This window comes from Pseudomonas sp. IT-P176 (genome assembly GCF_949767245.1).
Taxonomy (GTDB): domain Bacteria; phylum Pseudomonadota; class Gammaproteobacteria; order Pseudomonadales; family Pseudomonadaceae; genus Aquipseudomonas.
The window spans coordinates 31109-50769 of sequence record NZ_CATKPN010000051.1; the positions used below are offsets into that span (position 1 = coordinate 31109).

General features: G+C 60.7%; 16 protein-coding genes. 13 read left to right on the forward strand and 3 right to left on the reverse strand.

Annotated elements, in window-relative coordinates; translation table 11 throughout:
• Positions 1-147: 147 nt before the first annotated feature.
• The 11 genes from urtA (at position 148) to ureC (ending at position 10212) form a co-directional block, all read left to right on the forward strand.
• Positions 148-1413, forward strand: coding sequence for an urea ABC transporter substrate-binding protein (gene urtA / locus ACM6IP_RS15340; protein ID WP_095171104.1), 1266 nt, complete (start codon positions 148-150; stop codon positions 1411-1413).
• Between the two features lie 132 nt (positions 1414-1545).
• Positions 1546-3045 carry an urea ABC transporter permease subunit UrtB gene (gene urtB, locus ACM6IP_RS15345; RefSeq protein ID WP_414861792.1) on the forward strand — a complete coding sequence of 500 codons (1500 nt, stop codon included), beginning with the start codon at positions 1546-1548 and terminating at the stop codon, positions 3043-3045.
• Positions 3045-4124 (forward strand): urea ABC transporter permease subunit UrtC, encoded by a 1080-nt coding sequence (gene urtC, locus ACM6IP_RS15350; RefSeq protein ID WP_414861793.1) that lies wholly within the window; start codon positions 3045-3047, stop codon positions 4122-4124. The genes urtB and urtC overlap by 1 nt, the downstream gene beginning before the upstream one ends.
• Positions 4121-4981 (forward strand): urea ABC transporter ATP-binding protein UrtD, encoded by an 861-nt coding sequence (urtD, locus tag ACM6IP_RS15355; RefSeq protein ID WP_414861794.1) that lies wholly within the window; start codon positions 4121-4123, stop codon positions 4979-4981. The genes urtC and urtD overlap by 4 nt, the downstream gene beginning before the upstream one ends.
• A 68-nt stretch (positions 4982-5049) precedes the next feature.
• Positions 5050-5748: an urea ABC transporter ATP-binding subunit UrtE gene (gene urtE, locus ACM6IP_RS15360; RefSeq protein WP_095171098.1), complete on the forward strand. Its 699-nt coding sequence runs from the start codon at positions 5050-5052 to the stop codon at positions 5746-5748.
• A gap of 30 nt (positions 5749-5778) precedes the next feature.
• Positions 5779-6618 (forward strand): urease accessory protein UreD, encoded by an 840-nt coding sequence (locus ACM6IP_RS15365; RefSeq protein ID WP_159993501.1) that lies wholly within the window; start codon positions 5779-5781, stop codon positions 6616-6618.
• Positions 6619-6684: 66 nt separating this feature from the next.
• The gene (locus ACM6IP_RS15370; protein WP_159993499.1) at positions 6685-6987 is read left to right on the forward strand and encodes an urease subunit gamma; all 303 of its coding nucleotides are present in this window, start codon (positions 6685-6687) and stop codon (positions 6985-6987) included.
• A gap of 9 nt (positions 6988-6996) precedes the next feature.
• A complete protein-coding gene (locus ACM6IP_RS15375) occupies positions 6997-7530 on the forward strand; it encodes a GNAT family N-acetyltransferase (RefSeq protein WP_414861795.1) in 534 nt (177 codons plus the stop codon).
• A 6-nt stretch (positions 7531-7536) separates the two neighbouring features.
• On the forward strand, positions 7537-8070 hold the full coding sequence (locus tag ACM6IP_RS15380) for a GNAT family N-acetyltransferase (RefSeq protein WP_095171091.1): 534 nt from the start codon (positions 7537-7539) through the stop codon (positions 8068-8070).
• Positions 8067-8372 carry an urease subunit beta gene (locus ACM6IP_RS15385; protein ID WP_414861796.1) on the forward strand — a complete coding sequence of 102 codons (306 nt, stop codon included), beginning with the start codon at positions 8067-8069 and terminating at the stop codon, positions 8370-8372. Before ACM6IP_RS15380 ends, ACM6IP_RS15385 begins: the two co-directional genes overlap by 4 nt.
• Before the next feature lie 139 nt (positions 8373-8511).
• The gene (gene ureC, locus ACM6IP_RS15390) at positions 8512-10212 is read left to right on the forward strand and encodes an urease subunit alpha (protein ID WP_414861797.1); all 1701 of its coding nucleotides are present in this window, start codon (positions 8512-8514) and stop codon (positions 10210-10212) included.
• Between the two features lie 54 nt (positions 10213-10266).
• Here ureC and ACM6IP_RS15395 read toward each other — a convergent pair whose 3' ends face one another.
• Positions 10267-15351, reverse strand: coding sequence for an NEL-type E3 ubiquitin ligase domain-containing protein (locus tag ACM6IP_RS15395; protein ID WP_414861798.1), 5085 nt, complete (start codon positions 15349-15351; stop codon positions 10267-10269).
• A gap of 392 nt (positions 15352-15743) precedes the next feature.
• Between ACM6IP_RS15395 and ACM6IP_RS15400 the strand changes: the two genes are divergently transcribed.
• Positions 15744-16649, forward strand: a complete 906-nt coding sequence (locus ACM6IP_RS15400; RefSeq protein ID WP_414861799.1) for an RHS repeat-associated core domain-containing protein — start codon at positions 15744-15746, stop codon at positions 16647-16649.
• A gap of 5 nt (positions 16650-16654) precedes the next feature.
• Here ACM6IP_RS15400 and ACM6IP_RS15405 read toward each other — a convergent pair whose 3' ends face one another.
• Together ACM6IP_RS15405 and ACM6IP_RS15410 are read right to left on the reverse strand one after the other, a co-directional pair.
• Positions 16655-16960, reverse strand: coding sequence for a chaperone modulator CbpM (locus ACM6IP_RS15405; RefSeq protein ID WP_095171081.1), 306 nt, complete (start codon positions 16958-16960; stop codon positions 16655-16657).
• Positions 16961-16999: 39 nt separating this feature from the next.
• Positions 17000-17941, reverse strand: coding sequence for a DnaJ C-terminal domain-containing protein (locus tag ACM6IP_RS15410; RefSeq protein ID WP_414861800.1), 942 nt, complete (start codon positions 17939-17941; stop codon positions 17000-17002).
• A 292-nt stretch (positions 17942-18233) separates the two neighbouring features.
• Between ACM6IP_RS15410 and ACM6IP_RS15415 the strand changes: the two genes are divergently transcribed.
• On the forward strand, positions 18234-19508 hold the full coding sequence (locus ACM6IP_RS15415; protein ID WP_159993485.1) for an Hsp70 family protein: 1275 nt from the start codon (positions 18234-18236) through the stop codon (positions 19506-19508).
• Positions 19509-19661: the final 153 nt, after the last annotated feature.

The window sequence follows — 19661 nt, forward strand, 5'->3', positions numbered from 1 at the left end:
CCGTCCCTGGTGCGCTCGCGCATCAGTCCTCCTCGGCGGCGGCACCAAACCGCAGGCCTACGCGCTTAGGCACAGCCCTTGCTAAAGACTCTTCAGCCTTCCACCAATGCCAACCAGAAACCCCAACACGTTCATGGAGATCGCACAATGAAGCGTCGCAGCTTGATCAAGGCTTTCACACTTTCGGCAAGCATTGCCGCGATGGGCATGACCTGGACAGTCCAGGCCGCCGAGACCATCAAGGTTGGCATCCTGCATTCCCTGTCCGGGACCATGGCGATCTCTGAAACCTCGCTCAAAGACATGGCGTTGATGACCATCGACGAAATCAACGCCAAGGGCGGCGTCAATGGCAAGCTGCTGGAGCCGGTGGTCGTCGACCCAGCGTCGAACTGGCCACTATTCGCCGAAAAGGGCCGGCAACTGCTGACCCAGGACAAGGTGGCCGTGGTATTCGGTTGCTGGACCTCGGTGTCGCGTAAGTCGGTATTGCCAGTGTTCGAAGAGCTCAATGGCCTGCTGTTCTATCCGGTGCAATACGAAGGCGAGGAGATGTCGCCGAACGTGTTCTACACCGGTGCCGCGCCGAACCAACAGGCGATCCCCGCCGTGGAATACCTGATGAGCGAAGAAGGCGGCAGCGCCAAGCGCTACTTCCTGCTGGGCACCGACTATGTCTACCCGCGCACCACCAACAAAATCCTGCGCTCGTTCCTGCACGCCAAAGGCGTGGCCGACAAGGACATCGAAGAGGTCTACACGCCGTTCGGCCACAGCGATTACCAGACCATCGTCGCCAACATCAAGAAGTTCTCGGCCGGCGGCAAGACCGCCGTCATCTCCACGGTCAACGGCGACTCCAACGTGCCGTTCTACAAGGAGCTCGCCAACCAGGGCTTGAAGGCCACCGACGTGCCCGTCGTCGCATTCTCGGTAGGCGAGGAAGAACTGCGCGGCATCGACACCAAGCCATTGGTGGGCAACCTCGCAGCGTGGAACTACTTCGAGTCGGTGGAGAACCCGGTCAACCAGAAGTTCGTCGCAGACTGGAAGGCCTACGCCAAGAAACACAACCTGCCGGGCGCCGACAAGGCCGTCACCAACGACCCGATGGAAGCCACGTACGTCGGCATCCACATGTGGGCGCAAGCCGCCGAGAAAGCCAAGTCCACCGATGTCGACAAGGTCCGTGAAGCCCTGGCCGGCCAGACCTTCGCCGCACCGTCGGGCTACACCCTGACCATGGACAAGACCAACCACCACCTGCACAAGCCGGTGATGATCGGCGAGATCCAGGCCGACGGTCAGTTCAACGTGGTATGGCAGACCGAAGGACCGATCCGCGCCGAGCCCTGGAGCCCGTTCATTGCCGGCAACGACAAGAAGCCGGATTACGCGGTCAAGAGCAACTGAGCGGACCAATAGAATCCTGTGGGAGCGGGTGCCCGCTTGCGGCTTGCTCACGATGGCAGTGTGTCTGATGCACCGCTATCGCGAGCAAGCTCGGCTCCTACAGGGGTAGTCGCTGCTATTCAGGACATCACCATGTCGCTTTTTCGCCTGCTCCTTACACTCGCAGCGCTACTGCTGCCTCTGGCCAGCCACGCCGGCGATGCCGAAGACTTCGTCACCGCCAATCCGGCGCAGCAAGCCCGGCTGCTCGAAGCCTGGGCCGCGCAGCCCGATCCGGCGCGCGTCGAATTGATCAATGCCTTGCAGCAAGGCGTAGTGACCGTCGACGGCCAAGCCAAGACCCTGCGCCTGAACAATCGCCTGCGGGGTCTGATCGACACCGCCGTGGCCAGCCAGCAACTGCTTGCCGTCGATCCCCGGGTGCGACTCGGTGCGGCGCAACAACTGCAGAAAAGCGCCAAGCCGGCGCAATTGAAATTCCTCGGCCAGCAACTGGCTGGCGAAGCGGATGAACCGGTGCACGCGGCCCTGAGCCTGGCCCTGGCCAACCTGCAACTGGTCGACAGTGACCCGGCCGTGCGCCTGGCCGCAGTGCGCCTGCTCGGTGAAACCGGCGACCCACTGGCCCGCACCCGCCTGGAAAGCCTGCTCCAACCTGGAGTCGAGGCCGATGCCGCGGTCCTCACCGCAGCGCAAACCAGCCTCGGTCAGGTCAAGCGCAAACTGCTGGTGGGCGAGTTGCTCGGCCAGGCATTCAGCGGCATGTCGCTGGGCTCGATCCTGCTGCTGGCGGCCTTGGGACTGGCGATCACCTTCGGCCTGCTGGGGGTGATCAACATGGCCCACGGCGAAATGCTGATGCTCGGCGCCTACTCCACCTACATGGTGCAAATGCTGCTCCAGCGCTTCGCCCCCAACGCCATCGAGTTCTATCCGCTACTGGCCTTGCCGGTGGCGTTTTTTGTCACCGCTGGCATCGGCATGGCACTCGAGCGTACGGTGATCCGCCACCTTTACGGCCGTCCGCTGGAGACCCTGCTCGCCACCTGGGGCATCAGCCTGATGCTGATTCAACTGGTCCGCCTGCTGTTCGGCGCGCAGAACGTCGAGGTCGCCAACCCGGCCTGGCTTTCGGGCGGGATCCAAGTCCTGCCCAACCTGGTGCTGCCGTACAACCGTATCGTGATCATCGCCTTTGCGCTGTTTGTGGTGGTGCTCACCTGGCTGCTGCTGAACAAGACCCGCCTGGGTTTGAACGTGCGCGCCGTCACCCAGAATCGCAACATGGCCGCCTGCTGCGGCGTGCCCACCGGGCGCGTGGACATGCTCGCCTTTGGCCTCGGCTCCGGGATCGCCGGGCTCGGCGGCGTCGCGCTGAGCCAGATCGGCAACGTCGGCCCGGACCTCGGCCAGAGCTACATCATCGACTCCTTCTTGGTAGTAGTGCTCGGTGGCGTCGGCCAACTGGCCGGTAGCGTCTTCGCCGCCTTTGGCCTGGGGATCGCCAACAAGATCCTCGAGCCGCAGATCGGTGCGGTGCTGGGCAAGATCCTGATCCTCGCGCTGATCATCCTGTTCATCCAGAAACGCCCGCAAGGCCTCTTCGCACTCAAAGGACGGGTAATCGACTGATGAACCAGCCCCTGCTCATTACCGCCACCCGCAAGGCCGGGCCCAAGGTGACGATTGCCGTCGGTACGCTACTGGTGTTGTTGCTGCTGGCGCTACCGCTGCTGTCGCTGCTACCCGCCGACAACGCCCTGCATGTCACGGCCTATACCCTGACCCTGGTCGGCAAGATCCTCTGCTACGCCATCGTCGCCCTCGCCCTGGACCTGGTCTGGGGTTACGCCGGCCTGCTGTCCCTGGGCCACGGCCTGTTCTTCGCCCTCGGTGGCTACGCCATGGGCATGTACCTGATGCGCCAGGCCTCGGGGGACGGCTTGCCGGCGTTCATGACCTTCCTCTCCTGGACTGAGCTGCCGTGGTTCTGGACCGGCACCAGCAGCTTTCTCTGGACCCTGTGCCTGGTGGTGCTGGCCCCCGGCTTGCTGGCGCTGGTGTTCGGCTTCTTCGCCTTTCGCTCGCGGATCAAGGGCGTGTATTTCTCGATCATGACCCAGGCCCTGACCTTCGCCGGCATGCTCCTGTTTTTCCGCAACGAGACCGGATTTGGCGGCAACAACGGCTTCACCAACTTTCGCACCATCCTCGGCTTCGGCATCACCGAACCCGGCACCCGCGCGGTGCTGTTCAGTGCCACCGTACTGCTGCTGGTGGCCAGCCTGTTCATCGGCTGGCGCCTGGCGCAAAGCAAGTTCGGCCGGGTGCTGACCGCCCTGCGCGACGCGGAAAACCGGCTGATGTTCTGCGGCTACGACCCACGCGGGTTCAAGCTGTTTGTCTGGGTCTTGAGCGCGGTGCTCTGCGGCCTGGCCGGTGCGCTCTACGTGCCCCAGGTAGGCATTATCAACCCCAGCGAAATGTCCCCGACCAACTCCATCGAAGCCGCCGTCTGGGTCGCCCTGGGCGGACGCGGCACGCTAATCGGCCCGCTGCTGGGCGCCGGCGTGGTCAACGGCATGAAGAGCTGGTTCACCGTGGCCTTTCCCGAATACTGGCTGTTCTTCCTCGGTGCGCTGTTCATCATCGTCACCCTGTACCTGCCCAAGGGCGTGATCGGCCTGCTGAGAAAAAGAGGTGAACAATGAGAGTCACTGCGACCGCCGAATTCATGCTCGAACCGATCCTGGAACCGAACAAGGATGCCGGCAGCAGCCGCGATGCCATCGGCCTCGGGCAGCGCGCCGAAAAAGGCCTGAACACCCGCCACGGCACCCTCCTCACCCTGGAGGACATCAGTGTCAGCTTCGATGGTTTCAAGGCGTTGAACAGTCTCAACCTGTACATCGGCGTTGGTGAGCTGCGCTGCATCATCGGCCCCAACGGAGCCGGCAAGACCACCCTGATGGATGTGATCACCGGCAAGACCCGCCCCACTCACGGCAAGGCCTGGTTCGGCGAGACCCTGGACCTGACCCGCATGAGCGAAGTGCAGATCGCCCAGGCCGGGATCGGCCGCAAGTTCCAGAAACCCACGGTGTTCGAAGCCCTGAGCGTGTTCGAGAACCTGGAGCTGGCGCAAAAGACCGACAAGTCGGTATGGGCCAGTTTGCGCGCCCGACTCAATGGCGAGCAGCGCGACCGGATCAGTGAGGTGCTGGATACCATTCGCCTGACCGCCTCGGTCAATCGCCCCGCCGGCCTGTTGTCCCACGGGCAAAAACAATTCCTGGAAATCGGCATGCTGCTGATGCAAGACCCGCAATTGCTGCTGCTCGATGAACCGGTGGCGGGCATGACCGACGCCGAGACCGAGTTCACCGCCGAGCTGTTCAAGCGCCTGGCCGGTAAACATTCATTGATGGTGGTGGAGCACGACATGGGCTTCGTCGGTTCGATCGCCGACCACGTCACCGTATTGCACCAGGGCAGCGTGCTGGCCGAGGGGTCACTGGCGCAGGTGCAGGACAACGAGCGGGTGATCGAGGTTTATCTCGGGCGCTGAACGCAGGTGTGGATTGCTCTCTGTAGGAGCGAGCGCCCGCTCCACAGGGAATTGAGGAGAATTTGAACATGCTGCAAGTCGATAAATTGCACCAGTACTACGGCGGTAGCCACATCCTGCGCGGCCTCAGCTTCGAGGTGAAGGTTGGCGAAGTCACCTGCCTGCTCGGGCGCAACGGCGTGGGCAAGACCACCCTGCTCAAATGCCTGATGGGCCTGCTGCCGGCCAAAGAGGGCGCGGTGAACTGGGAGGGCAAGACCATCAGTGGGCTCAAGCCGCACCAGCGGGTTCATGCTGGTATCGCCTATGTTCCCCAGGGCCGGGAAATCTTCCCCCGGCTGAGCGTCGAAGAAAACCTGTTGATGGGGCTGTCGCGTTTCCCCGGCGCCGAAGCCCGGGAAGTGCCGGCCTTCATCTACGAGCTGTTCCCGGTGCTGCTGCAAATGAAGCTACGCCGTGGCGGTGACCTCTCCGGTGGCCAGCAGCAACAGTTGGCCATCGGCCGTGCGCTGGCCAGCCGGCCACGCCTGCTGATCCTCGATGAACCCACCGAAGGCATCCAGCCCTCGGTGATCAAGGAGATCGGCGCGGTGATCAAGCAGCTTGCGGCACGCGGTGACATGGCGATCCTGCTGGTGGAACAGTTCTACGACTTCGCTGCCGAGCTGGCCGATCAGTACCTGGTGATGTCGCGAGGCGAGATCGTCCAGCAAGGTCGCGGCGAAAACATGGAAGCCGAGGGTGTACGCGGCCTGGTAACGATCTAGTCTTTAGCGTCCTGACGATAATCAGAAAATATGACTGCCACTGCCCAACACAACGCATTCACACCCAGCTGGCATGCCGAGCTTGAGCTCGGCTACGCCCGTTTCGGCGCCAGCACGCGGCCGACCCTGCGCCGCCATCAGGGTCCGCTGCGGGTGCAAAAACACCTGTACGCCGAAGGCCCCGAAGTGTGCCAGCACATCATCGTCCACCCACCCGGAGGGATTGCCGGTGGCGATCGCCTGGAGGTCCGCGCGAGCGTCGGACCCAACGCCTGGGCGCAGTTGACCAGCCCCGGCGCCGCCAAGTGGTATCGCGCCGCCAGCCCCGCCTATCAGCAGCTCGACTTGCAGGTTGCCACCGGTGCCACACTGGAATGGCTGCCCCAGGAAACCATCGTCTTCAGCGCCGCCCAGGCCGAGCTCAAGACCTCGATCGAACTGCAGGGCGATGCGCGATTGTTCTATTGGGACGTGGTGGCACTGGGTCGCCCGGCCAGCGGCGAACGCTTCGAGCATGGGCACTTTCAAGCGCAACTGGAGATCCGCCGCGACGGCCAGTTGCTCTGGCACGAACGCCAGCGCATTGTCGGCGCTGACGGTTTGCTCGACTCGCCGATTGGCCTGGACGGCCAGCCGGTATTTGCCACCTTGCTGGTGACCGGCGAAATCGACAGCGAACTGCTGCAGGCCTGTCGCTCATTGCCCAACCCGGTACGCGGGGATTTGACCCAACTTCCCGGGCTGCTGGTTGCCCGCTGCCTGGCCAGTGAAACCTTGCTGGCGCGGGGTTGGTTGATTGATTTATGGACACTGCTGCGCCCGGCCCTGCTCGGCCGCGAGGCTCTGGCGCCGCGAATATGGAATACCTGAACACCGACAACGGGTTCGGGTCGACCTTACGAATGCTCTTTTTTTCTGCCCAGATGGATTTCCACGATGGACCTGACCCCACGCGAAAAAGACAAGCTGTTGATCTTCACTGCCGGCCTGGTGGCCGAGCGGCGGTTGGCCCGCGGCGTCAAACTCAATTACCCGGAGGCCATGGCGTATATCAGCGCAGCGCTGCTCGAAGGCGCGAGGGACGGCCAGAGCGTCGCCGAGCTGATGCACTTGGGCACCACCCTGCTGCAGCGCGAACAGGTGATGCCCGGCATCCCGGAAATGATCCCGCAGATCCAGGTCGAAGCCACCTTTCCCGACGGCACCAAACTGGTCACCGTCCATCAACCTATCGCCTGAGGTCGCGCCATGCCGTATCACATCCGCGATGCCGTGCCCGCCGACCTGCCGGCGATTCGCGACATCTACAACGACGCTGTGCTCAACACCACCGCGATCTGGAACGAACAGGCGGTCGACCTGGCCAATCGCCAAGCCTGGTTCAGTGCTCGCCACGCCCAGGGCTACCCGATCCTGGTGATCGCCGCTGCCGACGAGCAGGTGCTCGGCTACGCCTCTTTCGGTGACTGGCGGCCCTTCGATGGGTTTCGCCACACCGTGGAACACTCGGTGTACGTGCGCAACGACCAACGCGGCAACGGCCTCGGTCCGCGCCTGATGGAAGCGCTGGTGGTGCGCGCCAGGGACACTGGCAAACACGTGATGGTGGCGGCCATCGAGAGCGGCAACGTGGCATCGATCCGCCTGCATGAGCGGGCCGGCTTCATCACCACCGGACAGATGCCGCAGGTGGGCACCAAGTTCGGTCGCTGGCTCGACCTGACGTTCATGCAATTGACCCTCAACCCAGGCTCGAAGCCACCCCAGGCCCACAAGGAGTAAGCCACGATGAACGCCGCCCAACTACGCCGAGTCAATCCGGAAAGTTTTGCCCACTACCGCCAGGGCTTGCACGACTTGCTGTTCGACGCCGTGCAGCACGGGGCCTCGATCGGCTTTCTGGCCGACATCGATGACGCCCAGGCCCGCGCCTACCTCAACGCCGTCCAGGCCGACCTGGAGAACGGCAGCCTGCTCTTGTGGGTGGTGGTCCAGGAAGAAAGGGTCCTGGCCAGTGTGCAACTTGGCTTGTGCCAGAAAGCCAACGGGCGCAATCGCGCCGAAGTGCAAAAACTCCAGGTCCTGCACCAGGCCCGTCGACGCGGCCTCGGCCAGCAGTTGATGAATGCCCTGGAACTTGCCGCGCGCCAGCACCAGCGCGGCCTGTTGTACCTGGATACCGAAGCCGGCTCGGCCGCGGAAACCTTCTACCAGTCACTGGGTTATACCCGCGTCGGCGAACTGCCCAACTACTGCCAAAGCCCGGACGGCCACTACGCGCCGACCGCCATCTACTTCAAGACCCTGGGACAACCTGCATGATTCCTGGCGAATACCGGATCCAGCCCGGCGAGATCGAGCTCAACGTCGACCGGCGCACCCTGAGCCTGACCGTGGCCAACAGTGGCGACCGGCCGATCCAGGTCGGTTCGCACTATCACTTTTTCGAAACCAATGACGCCCTGGCTTTCGACCGCGCCGCCACCCGCGGCATGCGCCTGAATATCCCGGCCGGTACCGCGGTGCGCTTCGAACCGGGGCAGAGCCGCGACGTGGAACTGGTGGACCTGGCCGGGCATCGCCGGGTGTTCGGCTTTGCCGGACGGATCATGGGTGACCTTTAAATTTTACGGCGTCTGCCCTGGCCTCTTCGCGGGCAAGCCCGCTCCCACAAGTGATCGCATTCCCCTGTGGGAGCGGGCTTGCCCGCGATAGTGAGCGCAGCGAACGACTTCAAATTTTCCTGAATCTCAAGGCGAACGAATGAAAATCTCCCGTCAGGCCTACGCCGACATGTTCGGCCCCACTGTCGGTGACAAGGTCCGCCTGGCCGACACCGAGTTGTGGATCGAGGTCGAGAAGGACTTCACCACCTATGGCGAAGAAGTGAAGTTCGGTGGCGGCAAGGTGATCCGCGACGGCCAGGGGCAGAGCCAGTTGCTGGCGGCCGACGTCGTCGACACGGTGATCACCAACGCGCTGATCCTCGACCACTGGGGCATCGTCAAAGCCGATGTCGGCCTCAAGGACGGGCGCATCGCCGCCATTGGCAAGGCCGGCAACCCGGATATCCAGCCCGACGTGAGCATGGCCATCGGCGCCGGGACCGAAGTGATTGCCGGCGAAGGCATGATCCTCACCGCTGGCGGCATCGACACGCATATCCACTTCATTTGCCCGCAGCAGATCGAAGAAGCCTTGATGAGCGGCGTTACCACCATGATCGGTGGCGGCACCGGTCCTGCCACCGGCACCAACGCCACCACCTGCACCTCCGGGCCCTGGCACCTGGCTCGCATGCTCCAGGCCGCGGACGCCTTTCCCATGAACATCGGCCTCACCGGCAAGGGCAACGCCAGCCTGCCGGGACCGTTGATCGAGCAGGTCAAGGCCGGCGCCATTGGCCTCAAGCTGCACGAAGACTGGGGCACCACCCCGGCCAGCATCGACAACTGCCTGACGGTGGCCGACCAGTACGACGTGCAGGTGGCGATCCACACCGACACCCTCAATGAATCGGGTTTTGTCGAAACCACCCTCGCCGCCTTCAAGGGCCGCACCATCCACACCTATCACACCGAAGGCGCGGGTGGCGGTCACGCCCCGGACATCATCAAGGCCTGCGGTTTTGCCAACGTGCTGCCGAGTTCGACCAACCCGACCCGGCCATTCACCCGCAACACCATCGACGAACACCTGGACATGCTGATGGTCTGCCATCACCTGGACCCAAGCATTGCCGAGGACGTGGCCTTCGCCGAAAGCCGTATCCGTCGTGAAACCATCGCCGCCGAGGACATCCTGCACGACCTCGGGGCATTCTCGATGATCAGTTCCGACAGCCAGGCCATGGGCCGGGTCGGCGAAGTCATCATCCGTACCTGGCAGACCGCCGACAAGATGAAGCTGCAGCGCGGCCCACTGCCGGGGGATGGCGAGGGCAACGACAACTTCCGCGCCAAGCGCTACCTCGCCAAATATACGATCAACCCGGCGATCACCCACGGCATCAGCCACGAAGTGGGTTCGATCGAAGTGGGTAAATGGGCCGACCTGGTGCTGTGGCGCCCGGCGTTTTTCGGGGTCAAGCCCAGCCTGATTCTCAAGGGCGGGGCGATTGCCGCCAGCCTCATGGGCGACGCCAACGCCTCGATTCCGACGCCGCAACCGGTGCACTACCGCCCGATGTTCGCAAGCTACGGTGGCTCGTTGCACGCCACCAGCCTGACCTTCATCAGCCAGGCCGCAGAGGAAGCAGGACTGGCGCAGGCATTGGGCTTGAAGAAGACCATCGCCGTGGTCAAGGGTTGCCGCAGCGTGCGCAAGACCGACCTGATCCATAACGACTACCTGCCCAGCATCGACGTCGATCCGCAGACCTATCAGGTCAAGGCCGATGGCGAACTGTTGTGGTGTGAGCCGGCGGATGTGTTGCCGATGGCGCAGCGGTATTTCCTGTTCTGACTACGCAAAACCCCGAAGGCTGCCGCAGGCAACATTCGGGGTTGGAGCTATCCGCTAAGCAGCATTACCGCCATTTTCCAGGCTGAGTATTTCCTCGGGTGTCAGCAGGTCGATGAGCCGTTGCTCGACAACCCTGGCCTCGACGGCCAGTGCCTTGGACTGAGTGTTGTAGGCATCACTGGTCATCGAAGTGCGGGCGATGTCCAACTGCTCCAGGCGTTCAAGGGTTGGCTCATAGGCCAGATCGAACCTGGAGCGATATTTTTCTTTCAAATACTGCGCCCAGAAATCACGCTGCGCGATCGATTCAATCTCGGCCTTCGAGTCCTTGAGGCTGTGCACATACTGTTCTGCTTCCTGCAGCTTGGCGCGAGGCACGTATTGCGAACCCGCGTATTCTGCCTTCGTAGGCTGCCCCGGCAAGTCCAGCCTGTCCCTAAGGTTGACCCGATAAGAAAGCCGCACTTCGATTTGATCCATCAACAGCAGTTGGAGGCCCTTGTCGCGCGTCGAAGTATCGGAACGGACTATGGTTTTGATGCGCTCGTTAATGTCCTTGAGCGCAAACGCTTCCACCTCATCCAGACGAAACAGACCTTTGGCCAGATTGAGCAATTGAAGACCTGCGTCGCTATCGCCGACGCGCGCCAGGGCCTTGTGAGTCAGGACCTTGATTTCCAGCTGGCTGAACATCAGCGCAGCACGATCGCTGCAGGTTTCTGGCTCCCCTGCCAACTGGAACAGTTCACGACGCAGCACTGCGTTTTCTTCAGCCGCATCCAGCACCGCCCAAACCCTTGCCTTGAGGTCTGGATAGGCTTTTTTGTACTCGGCCGTCTGATGTAGTTTTTCCAGTAGCCGGAAAAACTCCTCGCTTTCACTGACCGCCCTTCCAGCCTCTCCTGCGGCGGCTTCCCTAGCGAGGGCTTCACTGTCGAGGAGTGCCCATTGCGTCCTTCTGACATTCTGCTCCGGCGCTGGCGTATCGCGCATCCAGCGCTCTAGACGCTGCGCCGAGGGCGCCAGGGTGCCGCCGGCAGCACCACGATCAGCCGGCGAATCAGGGGGGACGGGCGCCAATCCGGCCTCATCGTTGTCCAGGTAGATACGTGTCAGAATCTCCCCATATTGCGCGATGCCTTGATCGGAAAGAGGATTGCCGTTCAGTTCAGTGAACCTTAATACCCGATTGATTGCCGCCGACTGCTGCGCAGGTGGATTCACCGCCCATTCGGGAAACGAGGTGAGCTGGTTATCACGCAAATCGACCATTTCCAGGCGGGGTGGATCGGCCAGCCCGACTGGCCATTGACTGATTCCGGTGCCCTGCAAGCGAACCACGCCCAGTTCCTTCATCTGGCTTAGATCAGGCACTCGCTCCAACGGGTTGTGGTTTAGATTCAACTCTCTGAGCCCCCTCATCCGAGCCAGTGAATCCGCTTCGCCGGTGGTTAACCTGATGCGGTTACCGGACAGGTCCAAATAGGCAAGACTGGGCATTTCATCCAGTTGCGTGGGTATGTCTACAAGACGGTTGGCCTGCAGTTCCAAGCGTTGAACAAAGGGAAACGATTCGAGAAACTCATTGGGAGCCGCCATGAGGTCCATGCCACTGAGGTCCAGAAAATTCACATGACCAAAGTCCACTTCCAGAGCAGGCAGCGCCCCAACCGCTCGACCTCGCAGCCTCAGTTCATACCCCCGACGAACACCATAGCGCGAGTATCTGAGTGACTGTCTTTGCCAGCTACGCTTGAGCAACTCAGCGACCACTTGTTTTTCATACTGCTCGACGGCGACAACACTGCCATCTGGCAAGACACGCGTCGACGGAGTCGCCAGCCATTGCTCAGACCAGCTCAGCAACCGTTGATGCTCCGCCTCAAAATTGACCAGATACACTTCCCGCTCGGCTCCCAACATCTCCAGGAAACCCTCAACCTGACCATCAGTGAAGCTGGGAAACAGCTTGAGCACTCTTGCCTCGTCCGATACCGGTACGGAATTCAAACCCGTCCCGCGCCCCGACAGTGGATAACCCAGGCGACCATCGATCAAGCGCTGGGGCGCCCTGAATCCGGGATTGATCGGCTGCATCCCCAATAACGAGCGCAACTCACCGCGCGTCAATAGGTGCTGCCTGATCAACGCCTTCAACTCTGGCCCCTGCCCCACATCAGGCAAGCCTAGCGCTTTGCGCTGGGTATCCGGCAAGGCATGCTGAAGAGCAGCATAAAGATCATCGGCCCCGTGCAAATGCTCATTATTCTGATCTCGGGCCTCGTACCGCCCTTGGTCATTACGCACCAGCACCTTTCGGCTATCAGCACTCTCGGGGCCGACACTGGACCGCAGCGCACCGCTGAACGAGCCGTCTCGAACCTCAATGCGCAAATCATCCGACCAGCCTGGCAGCTTTTTCAGTGAGTTGAGTACCAGCCTCTCTGCGTCCTGCCCCATCAAATCGTCCAGGTAAAGCCCCTCATAGGCTCGTGACAGGCGTACCTCGCGCTGGATCCAGCGCAGTTCTTCCGCCAGGTGCAGGGGTATGGGCTTGGTTTGCAGCTTGTCGGCAAAGTCCCATTTGGCCATTTGCTGACGCTCACCAGGGCTAGCGTCGGCCAGCAACTGTTCAACCAAGCTCGTGGGCACATTGGAAAATCGCGACTTGATCAGATTGAGCCGTGGATCGCTACTGTCGGTCCTCGCGTTGTAGATATCATTGAAGAACTCGACCTTATGGCTTTCGGCAACACGAGCAATGCGCGCGCGCAGTCCCTCGATGCGTTTTTCCAGAACTTCCCGCGGGGCCCCAGGCGCTTGGCCAAGCACAACATCGGTTTCACTTTCAGTGAGACTTTCCAGGAGCGTTTTCAGTAGTCGCCCCCCTCGAACCTGTGCGTCATGGATCTGCACGATCCGCACCTTGCCCTGTACACCCTGGGGATTGACGTATTCCCAGAGCGTCTTCGCCTGCGCATCGATGATCCGTACCGATACCGTGTCCGGCCACGTGCCATACCGCGTCAGGACATGCAACTGGTTGATCGAATGATCGGTTGCAGAAGCGCTGGATGAGGCGCTCTTCATATCAGCGATAAATTCCTCGACCTGCCTGTACGCCTCAAATCGACTGATCGTATCGGCCAGCATCGGTGCAGGTGGCTCGCTCTCGACGTGCATTCGACGCAAGACGCCCTCATCGGTGTCGCTGACATGGCGAATCTGTTCAAGCTCAGCATCGCTGAACTCGCCGACACCAGGCCCGACCCGTCGCATCAGTTCGCGGCCCTCCCAAGTCCGAGGCTGCTCCACTTCATGGCTCCAGGCACCGAAACCGTTGTGGCTGAGTTCAGGCCCATAGGCCTCTGCCCTGGCAGGATGGACGACCCGGTACTTGCCGCTGGCAGGGTCCATTTTCACCCTGTAGCGCTTATCCCCCAGGACCAGGAACGCCTGGCCATCGTGATGCAGCAATCCCAGGTCATCGGGCTTCAGACCTGCCGGCAATGCTCCAGTGTGCTCGTAGGGTTCTAGATCGGGTTTCCATAACCGAGTCTCGCCATCCGGCAAGGTGACCTGTTTCAAACTATCGATAAACGGCGAGCGCTTGAGGGGGGTAACTGGTTCTGCGCCCTCAACACCAAAAGCTGCCTGCAGCGCTAGCTGAGCGAGGTTTTGTGCAACATCCATCAGATAGACAAAACCCTCATCCGTATCGCCCTGCGCCAATGCCTCGACGCCTTCTACCACCTCATAGGTCAGTTGCGTCGCCATCACAGCCATCATCGCCACACCCAGGGGCGGGACAAACAACGCAACGACATTGAGCACTGCCAGCGCCGTACCCAGATAGCCGAGCAGTTTGTCATTACGCGCCTGCGCATCGACATCTGCCGTGGACACTGCAACAAACGTTGCATCGTTGAGGAGCTTGTTCAGTTGCTGGTCGAAGAGAAATACCCAAAGCGCCCCTAAAACCGGCGTTTCCTCCATATGGATCCTGGCCTCAGGATCTGGAGTTCTTACATAAACACGGCCGTTGGGCTGCGATTTAAGCGGCGTCAGCCGATCATTCAACCGCCTGAAAAAACGCGCCTTGTCTTCCTGCCTGACAAACCGACTGAAAAATTCCTGATAGGCAGGATCACGCAATCGCTCACGCAGCTCGCTGTGGAAATGCTGCACCGATGGGTACTCCTTGATCGGGCTGATCGGGTCATGCGGAATGTACACAACCAGGCGCTGCACCGATTCACTGCTGATGCGGTCCGGCCCAATCAGTACCACGCCGATCAACTCGGTTTCCCCGAGCAGTTTCAGCCCGTTGAATTGCACAGGCTTGTCATCCAGAGTCAGGTCATTGAGGTTGTCCCGGACCTGGATAAGCAGGTTATAAATAGTTGAATCGGGTGTGACCCTGTCGATATCACCCTGCATTCGCGCAAGATCGATGGCCGCACTGAACGCATGCTGTTGACTCAGTATGACCCTGGCCTTCAAGACACCTTCAGCCACGACCTCGGCGATACCCAGTGCGCTCTTGATATGCGCCTGATACTTGGCACCCAGGTCCAACTGTCGAGACAACGCTGCAAACTGTTCAACGGTAAACGGCAACCTTCCTTGCGGTGAAACAAGCAACACACTACTGCTACTGCGCGTCTCACCATAAGTGTCAGCTTCGTCAGCTTCGGTGAAGTTATGCAAGGCTGCATCCAGCAAGCTGCTGGTTAATCGAATATCGTTGCCAAAGGGTTCGGGGTTCGCGACCGCGTACACCAACTGCGTAGTATCAACATCCACCGCAACGTTGAACTTCTGCATAATTGCAGCCGTCAGGAGTGGGCGGGAAAAGGCCTTGACGTCCTGCAGGTTAACCAGCATCTGATCGAGCGTATTTTGCGTAGCGTAACTCTGCCGACTGCTACGCTTGAAAGCAGCCTGGTGATCCTGGGTTGCAGCTTCGTGCCGGCTGGGCCTAGCCAACCCGGCATCGCGCAGTTCCCTGCGTCTTTGTGGTGTTGCCTGCAAAAGCCAGGCAGGCAGTTTATTCTTTACATAATCATAGTGAGGCCCTTTATCCTCAGCGAGCGCAGTTTCAGCACTACTTGCAAACGGTTTATTTAACTCAGCCATCGTCTGGTCCACTCACGTTATTTTCAAGAGCACCAAACTTACTAAAAAGCCGAGCCGATAAATAAACCAAATAGCTGCAAGGAAACCTGCCAAATAACGAGCTAATCTTCGACTATCCGAATACCGAAAGTACTTATATACCACCCGCCCGGATGCACCGCGCAATAAGCCGACAGATACCATTATCAATGGCGCAGCATTACTTCCTGTTCTGAGGTGGTGCCCTGGTAGTATTTGCATGTCGAGCACCTTCGACGAACGGTCCGATTTGATATGACGGGTGCATTTCGGTGGCAAGGGTGACGCTTTACTAGCAGTTCTGCTAGTTACCCGCGTTATGCGTTATCGGTAAAATTGATTCGCGTCGCACCTCTTCACAAGGAAGACCGGTCATGACCCACTCTCGATCTGACAGTAACGACGGCTCGCGCCAGGCACGAACCCTGCTGCTGGCCACCGATAACAAACGCTCGATCATCGCTGAGATTACGGCGGATCGGACCAACCCTATCGCTTACCCTCCTTACGGCCAGCAATCCGGACAACAGGTAGTTACGACGGGGCTGGGTTTTAACGGTGAACTGCGCGAAGCGCGACTGGGCTGGTACTTGCTAGGCAATGGCTACCGCGCTTACAACCCGATATTGATGCGTTTTCATAGCCCAGACAGTTGGAGCCCGTTTGGACGAGGTGGGTTGAATGCGTATACGTATTGCGAGGGGGATCCGGTGAACTTTTCGGATCCGACGGGGCATATTAAGTGGATGGATTTTCTCTCCAGCCGCCGTACCTCACTGGCTAGGACCTCCAGCACCTCTAGCGTAACCCCTTTACTAACTTCTACGGATACTCCCCTCGTCTCGCCTGCCAACCAAATGCAAACGGGCATTAGCAATCCAAACTTCCCTGGCGGGGCTGCGCCCCAAACTACGCCGCCATTGGTCAGGAAGCACTCGGGTGAAACCACTCGCAACTTTCCTGATCACGCAATTCGGAGTGAAGCTCCTCCGCCGATTCCACCAAAGAGACAGTTACCCCGCTTTAATGATACCGGTGGGCAAGTAGGTATTCTTAGTCCCGACCAGCAACCTGGAGAACCTAGTAGTTCCCGTCAGATCTGGGACAGCCCCCCCTATGAGCCTCTACTCGCACCCGTTCCGCCGCCGAGAACACTACCAAGTGGCGCCACCCGCGAATATTCCGTAACTTACGACCGCAGCGGAAACCCCAGGCAGCGCAGTGTGCAAAAAGTCAGTTTGTCGATGATTCAAGGCAGTATCAGAACGCGAAGGGAATAGAACACTTACTCCACCACCAACCGCGCCAGGCGTTGCTTGAGCATCTGGTTTTCGGCGCGCAGTTGCTGCACTTCTTCGAGCAGGTCGAGCGCCAGGGCGACGCCTTCCCACTCCAGTTCCAGGTCGTGGCGCAACTTGGCGGCGCGCTTGGCGACCGCCAGTTCGTAGTCGTTGAAACGCCAGTCCTTGGGCTGGGCGCCCTGAGGTTCGAGGATGCCGTGCTCGACGATTTCGATCACGTAGACGTCCGGTAAATCGGTCGCCTCACAGAATTGCGCCATGTCCAGTTGAACGATCAGGGGACTGCTCATTGTCAGTTACTCCAGGTTCTGGAACGCGAATGTGCTCGATCAGAAGTACTCACGCGGGTTGAACGCGGCTTTGCTCGCCAGTTCCTGCCACAGCGCCTTGACCTCCTCGTCGCAGGTCTTGGGCATCACGGCCTTGAGCTGCACGAACAGGTACCCGCGCTCGCCCGCCTTGTTCAGCAGGCCATGGCCTTTGGCGCGCATGCGCTGGCCGTTCTGGCTGCCGGCCGGGACCTTGAGGTTGATCTTGCCGGTCAGGGTCGGCACCGCCACTTCGGCTCCCAAGGCCAGTTCCCACGGCGCCAGCGGCAAGGTGATGATCAGGTTTTCGCCTTCGACGTCGAATTTTGGGTGCGGCGCAAAACGAATCGTCAGGTACAGGTCGCCATTGGCGCCGCCACCGATCCCCGGTGCGCCCTGGCCCTTGAGGCGGATGCGCTCGCCGTCGGTCACGCCGGCGGGGATCTTCACGTTGAGGCTCTTGGCCGTGTTGCTGACGTGCTGGCCAGCCGCGTTGTATTGCGGCACCTGGAAGCTGATCTTCTTCGACTCGTTCGACAGGGTCTCTTCGAGAAAGACCGCCAGTTCCATTTCCACGTCTTGCCCTCGCCGACCGGCGCTGCGGCCAGACTGTGCACCACCGAAGCCTGGGCCACGGTTACCGAAGATCGAACTGAAGAAGTCCGAGAAGTCGCCGCTGTCCTGCGCGCCGCCAAAACCACCACGGCTCTGCCAGCCAGGCGGGCCCTGGAACGGCTGCCCATGCTGGCCATAACGGCGCAGGTCGTCGTACTCGGCGCGCTTGTCGGCACTTTTCAGCGCCTCATAGGCTTCCGAGGCGTCCTTGAATTTGGCTTCGGCGTCTTTTTCCTTGCTGACGTCAGGGTGATATTTACGCGCCAGCTTGCGATAGGCGGCCTTGATCGTCTTGTCGTCAGCGGTCGGTTCGACACCGAGAATCTTGTAATAGTCTTTGAAGTCCATCGCGGGAATCACCATCCGTTATCGATATCGCGCCGTCTGCCAGCATGCACCAGCGGGGCGCAGCGGGCTTGACCGATCTCAAGGTTGTGACCGGACAGCGCAGCAGAAGTTTATCGGCAGCCGGGCGAATCCGTTGATCGCGCAGTGGCTGCCAAGCCATGCCTGTAAGTTTGGGGAGCAAGGATAGTCTTTCAAGGCACTTAAAGCTGAGATTTAGCGGATAGTCGGCCTTCGATTCTGCGTCGCACTGACATACACTGCGCGGCCGTTTTTTAACCGGAACCAGAAAGACATGAAAAACGCATCTCCAGCTCGTGCCTGCGGTATCGACTTCGGCACGTCCAACTCCACTGTCGGCTGGCTGCGCCCTGGCATGGAAACGCTCATCGCGCTGGAGGACGACAAGATCACCCTGCCTTCGGTGGTGTTCTTCAACATCGAGGAACGCCGCCCGGTGTACGGCCGTCTGGCGCTGCACGAGTACCTGGAAGGCTACGAAGGGCGCCTGATGCGTTCCCTCAAGAGCCTCCTGGGTTCCAAGCTGATCAAGCACGACACCAGCGTCCTGGGCACGGCGATGCCGTTCAAGGACCTGCTGGGCCTGTTCATCGGCCAGTTGAAGCTGCGCGCCGAGACCGCCGCCGGTCGGGAATTCGAAGAAGTGGTGCTGGGCCGGCCGGTGTTCTTCGTCGATGACGACCCGATGGCCGACAAGGAAGCCGAAGACACCCTGGTGGATGTGGCACGCGCCATTGGCTTCAAGGAAGTGTCGTTCCAGTACGAGCCGATCGCGGCTGCCTTCGACTATGAGTCGACCATCGAGCGTGAAGAGCTGGTGCTGATTGTCGACATCGGCGGCGGTACCTCCGACTTCTCGCTGGTGCGCCTGTCACCCGAGCGCCGCGGCCTGGACCAGCGCCAGGACGACATCCTCGCCACCGGCGGCGTGCACGTCGGCGGGACCGACTTCGACAAGCAACTGAGCCTGCAAGGCGTGATGCCGCTGTTCGGCTACGGCAGCCGGATGAAAAGCGGCGCCTATATGCCCACCAGCCAGCACATGAACCTGGCAACCTGGCACACCATCAACTCGGTGTACTCGCAAAAATCCCAGCTGGCGTTGGGCAGCATGCGCTATGACATCGAGGACACCGGTGGCATCGACCGCCTGTTCAAACTGATCGAGCAGCGCGCCGGGCACTGGCTGGCGATGGAAGTGGAAGAAACCAAGATCCAGCTGACCCATGCCGACAGCCGCCACGTGCCGCTGGACCGCATCGAGCCGGGGTTGAGCGTGGAGCTGAGCCGGGCGTTGTTCGAGTCAGCCATCGATGGGCTGCTGGAGCGCGTGCGCAACAGTGTCAGCCAACTGTTGCTGGACGCCAACGTCAGTGTCGACCAGGTAGACACGGTATTCTTCACTGGCGGTTCGAGCGGGATTCCGGCCCTGCGCAACAGCGTCTCGGCCATGCTGCCGAACGCCCGCCATGTCGAAGGCAACATCTTTGGCAGCATCGGCAGCGGCCTGGCGATTGAAGCGGCGAAGCGTTACGGCTCGATGGATTGATCCGATACTGCGGCGTGCCCATCGCGGCATAGGTATCTACACAACTTTGTAGCGGCCTGTGGGCTGGCCGGGGTGTTGGATTAGGTCGAGTACATATCCATTTCTTCGGTAACGGCCTCCTATGGTTCCGCCTGACGGCGGCTCACTTTTGAA